Genomic DNA, 13053 nt, shown 5'->3' with positions numbered 1-13053 from the left:
GGTAGACTAAATGGCTCAATTTTTTATTCATCGCCCTATTTTTGCATGGGTGATTGCATTGGTCATCATGTTGGCGGGTATTCTTACCCTCACCAAGATGCCTATTGCTCAATATCCGACCATTGCACCACCGACTGTTACCATTGCGGCGACATATCCAGGTGCATCTGCTGCGACTGTTGAAAACACAGTAACGCAGATTATTGAACAACAAATGAATGGTCTAGATGGCTTACGTTATATCTCGTCGAATAGTGCGGGTAACGGTCAAGCGTCGATTACATTAAACTTCGAACAAGGGATCGATCCAGATATCGCCCAAGTTCAAGTCCAAAACAAATTGCAATCTGCAACTGCACTTTTACCTGAAGATGTACAACGTCAGGGTGTCAAAGTGACCAAATCAGGTGCGAGCTTCTTACAAGTTCTTGCTTTCTATTCTCCTGACAATAATCTTTCAGCAGATGATATTAAAGACTATGTAAACTCAAGTATTTCTGAACCCCTTAGCCGCGTAGCAGGTGTAGGTGAAGTTCAAGTATTTGGTGGTTCGTATGCAATGCGTATTTGGCTAGATCCTGCCAAAATGACCAGCTTACAAATCACGCCAAGTGATGTTGCTGCAGCAATTCGTGCTCAAAACTCACAGGTTGCTGTTGGTCAATTAGGTGGCGCTCCTGCAATTGAAGGTCAAGTGTTAAATGCGACCGTTAATGCTCAAAGCATGCTTACAACACCTGAACAATTCAAAAATATCTTCCTGAAAAATACGATCGATGGTGCTCAGGTACGTTTAGGTGAAGTTGCTCGTGTTGAATTAGGTGCGGATAATTATCAATTCGACTCTAAATACAATGGTAGCCCTGCGGGTGGCGTTGCAATTAAACTTGCAACTGGCGCTAATGCTCTAGATACGGCAAAAGCTGTAGAAGAGCGTCTTGTAGAATTACGTAAAAACTATCCTACAGGTATGAAAGATCAATTAGCCTTTGATACAACACCATTCATTAAACTATCTATTGAAAGTGTTGTACATACACTCATCGAAGCAATCATTCTTGTATTCTTCGTAATGTTCTTGTTCTTACAAAACTGGCGTGCAACTATTATTCCAACAATGGCAGTGCCTGTTGTTGTATTGGGTACATTTGCTGTTATTAATGTATTCGGTTTCTCTATTAACACATTAACCATGTTTGCCATGGTACTGGCGATTGGTCTTCTGGTCGATGACGCCATTGTTGTTGTGGAAAACGTCGAACGTGTGATGCAAGAAGATCATCTAGATCCTGTTGCTGCGACTGAAATTTCTATGCAACAGATTTCAGGTGCTTTGATTGGTATTACCTCTGTTTTGACTGCGGTATTCGTACCTATGGCATTCTTTGGTGGTACTACGGGTGTTATTTATCGTCAGTTCTCACTGACCTTAGTGACTGCAATGATTTTGTCACTCATCGTGGCATTAACATTTACACCTGCTCTATGTGCAACTATTTTAAAACAGCATGATGCTAACAAAAAACCAAGCAACAATATTTTTGCTCGCTTCTTCCGTTGGTTTAATAATGCCTTTGACCGTACTGCTGAAAAATATCGCGGTGCTGTTAACTTCATGACGCATAACAAAATATTCTCTGGAATTATTTATGCTGTAGTGATTGGTATCATGGTTGTGTTGTTCAAACTGCTACCATCATCATTCCTACCTGAAGAAGATCAGGGTATCGTGATGACATTGGTACAATTACCACCAAATGCGACACTGGATCGTACGGGTAAAACCATTGACACCATGACTGACTACTTCTTAAATAAAGAAAAAGATTCAGTTCAGTCCGTCTTCAGTGTTGCAGGTTTCTCTTTCACTGGTGTAGGTCAAAATGCTGGTCTTGCGTTTATTCGCTTAAAAGATTGGAAAGATCGTACATCGGCTGAACAACAAATTGGTGCAGTTATTCAACGCGGTATGGCGTTGAATATGATTATCAAAGACGCTTCATACGTTATGCCTTTACAATTGCCAGCAATGCCTGAATTAGGTGTAACTGCAGGATTTAACCTTCAGTTAAAAGACGCTGGTGGTCAAGGTCATGACAAGCTTATTGCTGCACGAAATGCAGTTTTAGGTATGGCAAGTCAGGATAAACGCCTAACAGGTGTCCGTCCAAATGGTCAGGAAGATACGCCACAGTACCAGATCAATATTGATCAGGCTCAAGCTGGTGCAATGGGTGTCAGTATTGCAGATATCAATAGCACAATGGGTATGGCTTGGGGCGGTTCATATATCAATGACTTCGTAGACCGTGGTCGTGTGAAGAAAGTTTATGTCCAAGGTGAAGCTAATTCACGCATGATGCCTGAAGACTTGAACAAGTGGTATGTGCGTAATAACAAAGGTGTAATGGTTCCATTTTCTGCCTTTTCTACGGGTGAGTGGACGTATGGTTCACCACGTCTAGAGCGCTACAATGGTGTTTCATCTGTAAACATTCAGGGTACTCCTGCACCAGGTATCAGTTCTGGTGATTCTATGAAGGCAATGGAGGAAATAATTGCGAAATTACCTTCTATGGGCTTAACGGGCTTTGACTATGAATGGACAGGTTTATCTTTAGAGGAACGTGATTCTGGCGCTCAAGCTCCATTCCTTTACGCACTTTCATTGCTTATCGTATTCCTATGCCTTGCAGCACTATATGAAAGTTGGTCTATCCCATTCTCAGTATTATTGGTTGTACCTTTAGGTATTGTCGGTGCGATGGGGTTGACATGGTTAGGTATGGTGATAAAAGGTGATCCAAACTTATCCAATAACATTTACTTCCAAGTCGCGATCATTGCAGTCATCGGTTTATCTGCAAAAAATGCGATCTTGATTGTAGAGTTTGCAAAAGAACTTCAGGAAAAAGGCGAAGAGTTATTTGAAGCGACACTTCATGCAGCTAAAATGCGTTTGCGTCCAATTATTATGACGACATTAGCATTTGGTTTCGGTGTACTTCCTCTTGCCCTTTCAACAGGTGCAGGTGCAGGTAGTCAGCACTCCGTAGGTTACGGTGTTCTGGGTGGAGTAATCAGTTCAACGCTTTTAGGTATCTTCTTTATCCCTGTATTCTTTGTATGGATACGTAGTATCTTTAAATACAAACCTAAAAACCAAAATATTCAGGAGCATAAATCGTGATGCAAAAAGTATGGTCTTTTTCAGGTCGTAGCATTGCGGTATCTGCACTTGCGCTTGCTTTGACAGCTTGTCAAAGCATGCGTGGCCCAGAACCGGTAGCACAGGCAAACTTACCAACAAGTTATCTTTCAAATACTTCTGGTACTTCTATTGCCGAACAAGGCTATAAAGACTTTTTTGCAGATCAACGCTTACTTCAAGTCATTGATCTTGCACTTGCCAATAACCGTGATTTGCGTACCGCAACATTGAACATTCAACGTGCTCAACAAGCGTACCAAATCACAGAGAACAACCAGCTTCCAACCATTGGTGCGAGTGGTGGTGTTCTCCGTCAAGACACCCTAAGTTCGGGTAAACCAATGACTTCTTACAATGTAGGTCTTGGTGTAACAGCTTATGAACTTGACTTCTGGGGACGTGTAAGAAGCCTTAAAGACAATGCGCTTGATAGCTACTTAGCAACTGCAAGTTCTCGTGATGCGACACAAATCAGTTTGATTGGACAAGTGTCTCAAGCATGGTTAAATTATTCATTTGCTAGCGCTCAATTGAAGCTTGCAGATCAAACGTTGAAAGCACAACTTGATTCTTATAACCTCAACAAAAAACGTTTTGATGTCGGTATCGACAGTGAAGTTCCTGTTCGCCAGGCTCAAATTTCTGTAGAAACTGCTCGAAATGATGTTGCAAACTATAAGACTCAAATTGCTCAAGCACAGAACTTACTGAATTTACTTGTAGGTCAGCAAGTTCCAGATACTTTATTGCCTAAACAACGTGTTACACGTATTAGCAATAGTGCTGTACTTGCTTCAAGCTTACCAAGTGATTTATTGAATAACCGCCCAGATGTGAAAGCTGCTGAATATAAGCTTTCTGCTGCAGGTGCGAATATTGGTGCTGCGAAAGCACGTTTATTCCCAACTATTAGCTTAACGGGTTCTGCGGGTTATGCTTCGACTGATTTAAGTGATCTATTTAAATCAGGTGCATTCATCTGGTCTGTAGGTCCTAGCTTAGATATTCCAATTTGGGATTGGGGCACACGTAAAGCGAATATTAAAATTTCAGAAACAGATCAGCAAATTGCGTTATCTGACTATGAAAAATCAATTCAATCTGCGTTCCGTGAAGTGAATGATGCCTTAGCGACTCGTCAAAACATTGGCGACCGTCTCTCTGCGCAAAAACGCTTAGTTGATGCAACGAATACAACTTATAAACTATCGAATGCACGTTTCCGTGCAGGTATTGATAGCTATTTAACTGTATTAGACGCGCAGCGCTCTTCTTACGCGGCTGAACAAGGTTTACTGCTTTTAGAACAAGCAAACTTGAACAACCAAGTTGAAGTGTACAAAACATTAGGTGGTGGGATTAAAGCCAATTCATCTGATCAAATTGTACAACCACCCTCTTCATCTGAATTGAAATATCATTCGAATGATCAAAAATAATTTGAAATAGATTCAAAAATCAAAGCTCACTTCGGTGGGCTTTTTTATGGTTTGTTATTTCCTCCATCCGCATTTTCTTCAGTGATTGCTTTTGCATAGAATATTGTCTATTGTCAGAATAATTTCATCTTTTAGATTTCATTATGCAACTCAGTAATTTAGAAAGCGTTCCTGCACATCACATTATCAAACAAATAGATGTTGTGTACGGAAGCACTGTTCGTAGTAAGCATGCTGGTCGTGACTTTATGGCGGGTTTAAAAAATATTGTGGGTGGCGAACTCAAAGGCTATACCGAATTATTAGAAGAATCTCGCCAAGAAGCGATGAGCCGTATGATTGAAAAAGCACGTGGTTTAGGTGCAAATGCGATTGTTGGTATCCGCTTTTCCACCTCAAATATCGCACAAGGTGCTTCTGAACTTTTTGTCTATGGTACCGCGGTTATTGTTGAACCGAACACAGTAAAATTACCTGATCCCTTTGCAAAATAGGCTAAATAAATGGATGGTTTAATTTTAAAAATCGCCATCATGCTTGTTCTATTTTCTATAGGATGGGGTTTTGGTCGTTTTATCGAACAAAAGCATTTAAAAGAACTGCTTGAGCATGAGCAACGTCTTTCTCATATTCGTATTGATACCAATAAATTCCAACAATCTGAATGCCATGGGCAGCTGATTACTGGTAATGTGGTCATTTCACATGATTATTTTAAATATATCATTGCACAAATTCAGAATTTTTTTGGCGGTCGTTTAACCACTTATGAAAGCGTGGTTGATCGTGCACGGCGTGAAGCGATTGTCAGATTAAAACAACAAGCTGAAAATATCGGTGCGAAACATATTATGGGTTTAAGGCTAAGTACGACAGAACTCGGTATGCAAGGTGGAATGGTTGAGGTATTTGCTTATGGAACAGCTATTAAGCATTAAAAAATACAATGAATTTTCATAAATTCTTGTTTATTTTATTCACAATCATATGAGCTGATAAACGTATTACCCGTTGTTTCTCTCCTAACGACTCACCAATATTGAGTACAAAAAAGGCAATATATTATGTTGGTCAAAAAAATCAAATCCCTATTCCTTACGATGAGCATGGCTACAATATCGATGATTCCTTTAACAACAAAAGCTGAATTAATTGTATTGGCTTCGCCTCAAAGTAATGATGCGTATTATGCAAAAGTGGTTGATGATATTTTTGACTTCCATATTGATTATGCGAAACAAATTATTAAAAATGGAGATAAAGTCCTCATCTTAACGGACAAATATCTTTACCCAGATTATGTCAAAGCTATAGGTAAGGATCAGGTTGCAATTGCACCTATGCAAGATATTTGGATGCGTGACTTCAGTAGTGCAAATCCAAATCAACCTGTCCTTTTTCGCTATACTGCGGCTGGACAAGGTGGAACTAAAAGAGCCCAAGCTATTTCTGATGATGTTCAATCCGACTTTAAAGCCTATAGCCAAAAGGCTGGTTTAAAATTTACCCAGACCCAATTGCTCAATGATGGCGGAAATTGGGTTGAAGATGGCTATGGCAATGTTGTGATTAGCACTAAATTTTTATCGGATAATCATCTCTCTGAAAAAGTAGCACGTGAAAAATTAATCGCTTTGACCAATGCTAAACATATTGCGTTTATTGAGGCGGATGAACAAGGTGGCTTAGAACATGCAGATGGTGTCGTCAGTTTCGTAGAGCAAAATACCTTAGTGATGAACACTTATCCTGAAGATCCAGCTTATACAAAAAAATTAAAAGCAGATTTAAAACGTGGTATTCCAAATATCAAAATTCATGAAATAATAACCCCTTACGATGGAAGCCAAATCTATGATGAAAAATTCGGATCTGCATGTGGCTTATATACCAATATGTTAGTAACCCCTGAACATATTTATTTCCCACAATTTGGGATCAAACAAGATACTATTGCATTACAACAAATTCGAGCAATCACTAAAAAAAAGGTTATTCCTGTTCAATCTAATCATGTTTGTCATATGGGTGGTGGGGTTCGCTGTATGTCATGGCAGTTAAGAGGGAAAAATGCTGAATTGTTATTAAACGATTTCAATAAAACACATTAAAAAATTTAATTTTCGTCTTTAATACAATAAGACATTGATATTGTTTACTTTCAACCATTCTTTAGCGATAAAAATTACTGTCCTGAGCATTTTAAATGGCAGGACAGAAAAACTGCTTATTCAAAAATAGCTTGCCAATAGTGATAGGTTTTTTCTTCCCCATTGGCTAATTTAAACTCATACATCATCTTACGTGTTTCAATAATATTGAATTCTACAGGATGGCTAAATAACTCGCCGTCATATGCAAAAGTATGATATTCGCCATTTTCACCACACACATCGACATCGCTTGGCATTAAATCAATGCTTACCGAACTAATATCCTGTCCGATAAAAGTTCCATCGAGTTTACTGGCATCTGTGACGATAATCTTAGTTTTTATTCCAGAGGCTAAAAAGTCATGCATGACTTCATTTGAGTTGGGATTCCACAAGGGTTCAACCACCTCTATTCCCAATGGATGCAATCTATCTTCTCTATATTTACGCACATCTGTTAAATAAATATCACCGAAAATAAAATGTTGCACACCTTGTGCTTTAAAGTGATTTGCCGCATCCAACATTCTTTGCTCATAAATCTCAAGATTTTTAGGCAAAAATACGGGATAAAGTGGAATGCCAATACTCTCTGCTTGCTTCATCACAAGGGTATGAGGAATGGCATGCATTGAAGATAGTTTGGTTTCTTCATTGACTGTTGTTAATAAGGCAACAACTTCAAATTGGTTGTCTTGTAAAACTTTAGAGAGTGCTAAAGCTGAATCTTTACCACCGCTCCAATTAAATACTGCTTTCTTACGAGTATGCACAATCACTTCACTTTCATTTTACGAATCATTTTATACAAAGTGGTCGGTGATAAACGAGAAACGATTACACCGAGTTTTTCTTTACTTCCACCGACCACAATATATTCTTGTCCTTTCAGCAAAGCTTTTACTGTTTGTCGTGCAAAATCATCGGCTTCTAAACCATTTTCAATCGCTTCATCTTGATGTGCTTGTGGTTGCCCTGCACCATCCAATGCATTAAAAGATACATTAGTTCGGACAAAACCAGGGAAAATCACCGAAACATTAACTCCACTTTGCGCTACTTCTGCACGCAAACTATTCGCCCACATATGAATAGCTGCTTTTGCCGCAGAATATGATGCACGATATTGCGTACCTAATAAACCTGCAACGCTTGATACATAGGCAATACGCCCAGACTTTTGTGCCAAGAATGTCGGTAAAACTAATTTTGTTAGGAAAACTTGCGAAAAATAATCAATTTCCATAATTGCACGTTCAGTTTGCATTGTGGTATCTGCGATTAAAGCACGTTGGCTCAGCCCCGCATTATTGATTAACCAGTCGATACGCCCTTTGGTTTTTAAAACTTGCTCATACGCATAGCGAACTTGAGTTTCATCCGTGATATCCATTGCAATCGAAACGTGCTGATCTGGATATAGCAAACCCACACGTACATTTTCCAGTTCTTCAAAACGGCGTGCGCTGAGAATAACTTGTGCACCTTGCAAAGCACATTCTTGTGCCAGTGCTTTACCAATACCTGAAGAAGCCCCAGTAATCCAAACTACTTTTCCGTCTAAACTTTCCATGTTGCCATACTCTTGAATAGGATGAATAAATTCAATACTACCTGATCACACTGAAAATTTAAGCCTCAACTAAGAATTTTTTAAAATGGTGCGCATAATGTTGCGCTTTTGCAGCATCGCCAGCTTTATATTCATCACCTACTTTTTCAAGACGTTTATAGCCTGTACTGGTGACCATATTAATCACACCATTTAAGGTTTTATCGACAACAAAATTGAATTTTAATAATGTCTTAGGATCACGAATAAACTCAGAGACACCGAGATCAATCACTTTTACCAGACTCTTTAACGTGGTGGGTAAAGCTTGAATATCACCATCCATAACTTTTTGAATATTCGCTATCGCCTCTTCCCCCAAGTTACGATCTAATTTGTAGAACATCACCACTTCATTGCTATCGGCTTCTTCAAACTTTGTAATAATATGATTTGCTACAGGTTTTAAACGATCATTACTAAAAAATGAAATTGACCACGGCATATATTTTTTGAGTGCACTTTCAATCTGGTTAAAAATTTGCTCCGCTTCTTTCAGCTTCTTCTGACCATTGGCATCTAAATCTTTATTGTTGCGCTGCTCATCAAGTAACGTTCCAAAAACCTGATCCAAAACTTGACATGACATGTCTGTAAATACCGTACCTAATTGTTTTGCTAAATCTTTTTTCTCACCATTATTCAAACTTTGGGTAATATTTTTTAATTCCTGATAAGTCTGTTGTTTAATTAACAAATCAATTTTGTATTGCATTGTGGTCTGTCCTTTTGTTGTTTTATCCAAGATGTAAGCCGATATTATCAAAGCTATTCACTGACTGCATTGTCTTTTAAAGTTTTGATTTTATCTTTTAACTCCTTAGAAAATGAAGCCAAATCAATCACCTGCTGAGTGCTATTGTAATTCTGACTCAATTTGCAAATAACATCACACATTCATATCCAACGATTAAGCAAGACGTAGTATTTTCATGTCTGTAAATATTTTAAAGTGTTAAACATTTTCCAAAATCATTGCTGAAGAAAGCGACTGAATCGACCACGCATACAAATATTTTGCTACAATGGTGCTAATTTTTTACTTACTTTTGATCTGTTTTTACTATGACTGATTCAGCGCAAAATATTGCTACAACCTACGATCCGACTGAGATCGAGAAAAAATGGTACAAGACTTGGGAAGAGAATGGCTATTTCCAACCATCTCGCAAAGGTGATTCATTCTGTATCATGATTCCGCCACCAAACGTCACTGGTAACTTGCACATGGGTCATGGTTTTAACAACGCCATTATGGATGCCTTGACTCGCTATAACCGTATGTCTGGTAAAAATACCTTATGGCAACCAGGTACAGACCATGCAGGTATTGCCACACAGATGGTGGTTGAACGTCAGTTGGGCGCTCAAAACATTAGCCGTCATGATTTAGGTCGTGAAAAGTTCATCGACAAAATCTGGGAATGGAAAGAGCAATCTGGTGGCAATATCACCAACCAAATCCGTCGTTTAGGTTCATCTGTAGATTGGTCTCGTGAACGCTTCACTATGGATGATGGTTTGTCGAATGCAGTTAAAGAAGTTTTCGTTAAATTACACGAAGACGGCTTGATCTACCGTGGTAAGCGCCTCGTTAACTGGGATCCAAAATTACAAACTGCCCTGTCTGACTTAGAGGTTGAGTCAGATAAAGAAGAACAAGGCTCACTTTGGCACTTTAAATATTTCTTTGAAGATAAAACTGTTCGTACACATGATGGTAAAGATTACATCGTTGTAGCAACGACTCGTCCTGAAACATTACTCGGTGATACCGCTGTTGCAGTTGCATTGGATGATGAGCGTTATGCTGACTTAGTTGGTAAAAATATTATTTTGCCAATTACAGGTCGTGCAGTTGCAATCATTAAAGATGAATATGTCGATAAAGAATTCGGTACAGGGTGTGTAAAAATCACCCCTGCACATGACTTCAATGACTATGAAGTGGGTAAACGTAACGAACTTCCAATCATCAATATCTTCAATAAAAATGCCGAAATTTTGGCTGAGTTTGAATTTATTGCCAAAGCAGGCGAACAAATTTCTAAAACCATTGCTGCACCAGCAGATTATATTGGTTTAGAGCGTTTCGCTGCACGTAAAAAACTGGTTGCACAAGCAGATGCCGAAGGTTGGTTAGACCAAATTCAACCTTATACCTTGAAGCCACCACGTGGTGACCGTTCAGGTGTCATTATTGAACCGTTATTGACAGACCAATGGTATGTAAAAATCGCACCACTGGCTGAGCCTGCAATTAAAGCGGTAAAAGATGGCGAAATTAAATTCGTCCCTGAACAATACAGCAATATGTATATGGCTTGGATGAACAACATTCAAGACTGGTGTATTTCACGTCAATTGTGGTGGGGTCATCGTATCCCTGCTTGGTATGATGCAGAAGGCAACATCTATGTAGGTCGTTCTGAACAAGAAGTACGTGAAAAAAATGGTATTCCTGCCGATGTCCAATTAGATCAAGACGAAGATGTTCTAGATACTTGGTTCTCTTCGGGTCTTTGGACATTCTCTACACTGGGTTGGACGGGTGATGAAGCGAAAGATAAAGAAAACTATTTCTTAAATACTTTCCATCCAACTGACGTACTTGTGACTGGTTTTGACATCATTTTCTTCTGGGTTGCCCGCATGATCATGATGACCATGCACTTCATGAAAAATGAAGATGGTACGCCGCAAGTTCCGTTTAAAACGGTGTATGTACATGGCTTAGTCCGTGATGGCGAAGGTCAGAAAATGTCTAAATCTAAGGGCAACGTACTTGACCCATTAGATTTGATTGACGGTGTTGACCTTGAAACCTTAGTACAAAAACGTACTACAGGTTTAATGAACCCGAAAGATGCCACTAAGATTGAGAAATCGACTCGTAAAGAATTCCCAGAAGGCATTCAGGCTTATGGTACAGATGCAGTACGTTTCACGTTCTGTGCCCTAGCAAATACAGGTCGTGACATTAAGTTCGACATGAAACGTGTTGAAGGTTACCGTAATTTTGCCAATAAAATTTGGAACGGTACACGTTTCGTTCTGATGAATGTTGAAGGTCAAACTGTTGGTCAAGTTGCACGTCCTGATCTTTGGGAATTACCTGAACAATGGATCATCAGCCGTTTACAAAAAGCGGAAGCTGCTGTGCAACAAGCATTTGCAACTTATCGTTTAGATTTGGCTGCTCAAGCGATTTATGAATTCATTTGGAATGAATACTGTGATTGGTATGTAGAGCTAACTAAACCCGTTCTGAATGATGAAAATGTACCTGAAGAACGTAAAGCTGAAGTTCGCCGTGTACTTCTTTCTGTGATGGAAGCTGCGTTGCGCCTTGCGCACCCAATCATGCCGTTCTTGACTGAAGAAATTTGGCAAACCCTTGCACCAATGATTGGTTTGGGTGGCGAATCTATCATGTTAGCGCCATACCCTGTTGCAAACCCTGAACGTGTAAATGAACAAGCTGAAGCAGATATGTTATGGCTTCAAGGTTTGATTGGTGCGGTACGTAATATCCGTGGTGAAATGGGCTTAGGTAATGCACGTTTATTGCCTGTATTGCTACAAAACACCACTGATGCTGAAAAAGCGCAGATTTCACGTATTGAACCTTTGTTCAAAGCTTTGGCGAAAGTTGAAAGTATTACTTTCCTTGCCGATGCTGAACAACCGCCATTGTCTTCTTCGTCTGTAGTGGGTCATGTGTCTGTCTTTGTTCCTATGAAGGGTTTAATTGACCCGAAAGCGGAACTTGGTCGTTTGCAGAAAGACTTTGATAAAGTTCAGAAGCAACATGACCAAATTGCAGGAAAACTTTCTAACGAAGGTTTTGTGGCGAAAGCACCTGCTGCTGTAGTTGAAGGTGAAAAAGTGAAATTGGCTGAATTTGCTGACCAGTTAGTGAAAATTAAGGCGAATATGGATCAGATTGCAGCGCTTTAATTTATTGCCAAACTATTAAAAATAAAGCTAAAATCCCCCTCATAACTGAGGGGTTTTTTTATGAGCCAAGTAACATCTATAAGAATACAAAATTTAAGAAGTCTTGTTAGCACTCATGATATTCAATTAAAACCATTAACTATTTTGGTTGGTAAAAATAGTGTCGGGAAAAGCACTTTCGCAAGAACCTTTCCATTATTAAGACAAAGTTGTGAGGCAAATAAAAAATCTCCACTTTTATGGTATGGAAAATATGTGGATTTTGGAGATTATGAAACAGCGATTAATAAAAACAATTCTGATGATGGAATTCTATTGAGCTTTAATTTATCAACAGATTTATTTGAAATTTTGGATATTTTTGATATTGGTTATACAATCAGAGCCAATTTAGATTATGAATTACACAAATTATTATCAAACATAAAAAAAGATGTCAAAGTCAAACTACTATTTAGTAAAAATGATGATGATTCATACAGCTATAAGATTGATTTATCACTCTTCAACCACGAAATAATAATAAATCTAAATAAAGATGAAATTAATGTATTAATTAATGGCACTACCTATGATATTAATAAGGCGAATTCAAACATGAGGTGCGACAGTTTGAAAAGTCTTATGATAATCAACAAGCTGAGCAAATTTCTCTAATGGTGTAAGCCAATCTAACGC

At 38.8% G+C, this 13053-nt stretch carries 9 protein-coding genes and 1 pseudogene; 7 read left to right on the top strand and 3 right to left on the bottom strand.

Features of this window, described 5'->3' with window-relative positions; genetic code table 11:
- Positions 1–10 precede the first annotated feature (10 nt).
- The 5 genes from adeJ (at position 11) to ACG94X_RS10715 (ending at position 6761) form a co-directional block, all read left to right on the top strand.
- Positions 11–3190, top strand: coding sequence for a multidrug efflux RND transporter permease subunit AdeJ (adeJ, locus tag ACG94X_RS10735; protein WP_419383724.1), 3180 nt, complete (start codon positions 11–13; stop codon positions 3188–3190).
- Positions 3190–4650, top strand: a complete 1461-nt coding sequence (gene adeK / locus ACG94X_RS10730) for a multidrug efflux RND transporter AdeIJK outer membrane channel subunit AdeK (protein WP_419383804.1) — start codon at positions 3190–3192, stop codon at positions 4648–4650. The genes adeJ and adeK overlap by 1 nt, the downstream gene beginning before the upstream one ends.
- Positions 4651–4793: 143 nt before the next feature.
- Positions 4794–5144, top strand: a complete 351-nt coding sequence (locus ACG94X_RS10725; RefSeq protein ID WP_419383723.1) for a YbjQ family protein — start codon at positions 4794–4796, stop codon at positions 5142–5144.
- 9 nt (positions 5145–5153) lie between these two features.
- Entirely contained in the window at positions 5154–5588 is a 435-nt protein-coding gene (locus ACG94X_RS10720) for a YbjQ family protein (protein WP_419383722.1), read from the top strand.
- A 141-nt stretch (positions 5589–5729) separates the two neighbouring features.
- Positions 5730–6761 carry an agmatine deiminase family protein gene (locus tag ACG94X_RS10715; protein WP_419383803.1) on the top strand — a complete coding sequence of 344 codons (1032 nt, stop codon included), beginning with the start codon at positions 5730–5732 and terminating at the stop codon, positions 6759–6761.
- Between the two features lie 116 nt (positions 6762–6877).
- Here the strand turns inward: ACG94X_RS10715 and ACG94X_RS10710 are convergent, their stop codons facing one another.
- Genes ACG94X_RS10710 through ACG94X_RS10700 form a run of 3 tightly spaced genes read right to left on the bottom strand, consistent with a single transcriptional unit; the run spans position 6878 to position 9130 of the window.
- Positions 6878–7582 (bottom strand): Dph6-related ATP pyrophosphatase, encoded by a 705-nt coding sequence (locus ACG94X_RS10710; protein WP_419383721.1) that lies wholly within the window; start codon positions 7580–7582, stop codon positions 6878–6880.
- Positions 7579–8376: an SDR family NAD(P)-dependent oxidoreductase gene (locus ACG94X_RS10705; RefSeq protein WP_419383720.1), complete on the bottom strand. Its 798-nt coding sequence runs from the start codon at positions 8374–8376 to the stop codon at positions 7579–7581. The genes ACG94X_RS10710 and ACG94X_RS10705 overlap by 4 nt, the downstream gene beginning before the upstream one ends.
- A 58-nt stretch (positions 8377–8434) precedes the next feature.
- Positions 8435–9130 carry a hypothetical protein gene (locus tag ACG94X_RS10700; RefSeq protein WP_419383719.1) on the bottom strand — a complete coding sequence of 232 codons (696 nt, stop codon included), beginning with the start codon at positions 9128–9130 and terminating at the stop codon, positions 8435–8437.
- Positions 9131–9480: 350 nt separating this feature from the next.
- On the opposite strand from ACG94X_RS10700, the gene ACG94X_RS10695 reads away from it, so the two are divergent.
- Together ACG94X_RS10695 and ACG94X_RS10690 are read left to right on the top strand one after the other, a co-directional pair.
- The gene (locus ACG94X_RS10695) at positions 9481–12375 is read left to right on the top strand and encodes a valine--tRNA ligase (RefSeq protein WP_419383718.1); all 2895 of its coding nucleotides are present in this window, start codon (positions 9481–9483) and stop codon (positions 12373–12375) included.
- Between the two features lie 60 nt (positions 12376–12435).
- Positions 12436–12942: pseudogene (locus ACG94X_RS10690) on the top strand (AAA family ATPase); the annotation flags it as partial.
- Positions 12943–13053: the final 111 nt, after the last annotated feature.

Source organism: Acinetobacter psychrotolerans, assembly GCF_048552595.1.
GTDB lineage: Bacteria > Pseudomonadota > Gammaproteobacteria > Pseudomonadales > Moraxellaceae > Acinetobacter.
Note: the sequence above shows the minus strand (reverse complement) of the source record. Positions and strands in the feature narration are given on the sequence as shown.

Coding starts and splice junctions, on each gene's coding strand:
- ACG94X_RS10705 (WP_419383720.1), bottom strand. CDS start 8,376: ATGGAAAGTTTAGACGGAAAAGTAGTTTGGATTACTGGGGCTTCTTCA.
- adeJ (WP_419383724.1), top strand. CDS start 11: ATGGCTCAATTTTTTATTCATCGCCCTATTTTTGCATGGGTGATTGCA.
- ACG94X_RS10700 (WP_419383719.1), bottom strand. CDS start 9,130: ATGCAATACAAAATTGATTTGTTAATTAAACAACAGACTTATCAGGAA.
- ACG94X_RS10695 (WP_419383718.1), top strand. CDS start 9,481: ATGACTGATTCAGCGCAAAATATTGCTACAACCTACGATCCGACTGAG.
- ACG94X_RS10725 (WP_419383723.1), top strand. CDS start 4,794: ATGCAACTCAGTAATTTAGAAAGCGTTCCTGCACATCACATTATCAAA.
- ACG94X_RS10720 (WP_419383722.1), top strand. CDS start 5,154: ATGGATGGTTTAATTTTAAAAATCGCCATCATGCTTGTTCTATTTTCT.
- adeK (WP_419383804.1), top strand. CDS start 3,190: ATGCAAAAAGTATGGTCTTTTTCAGGTCGTAGCATTGCGGTATCTGCA.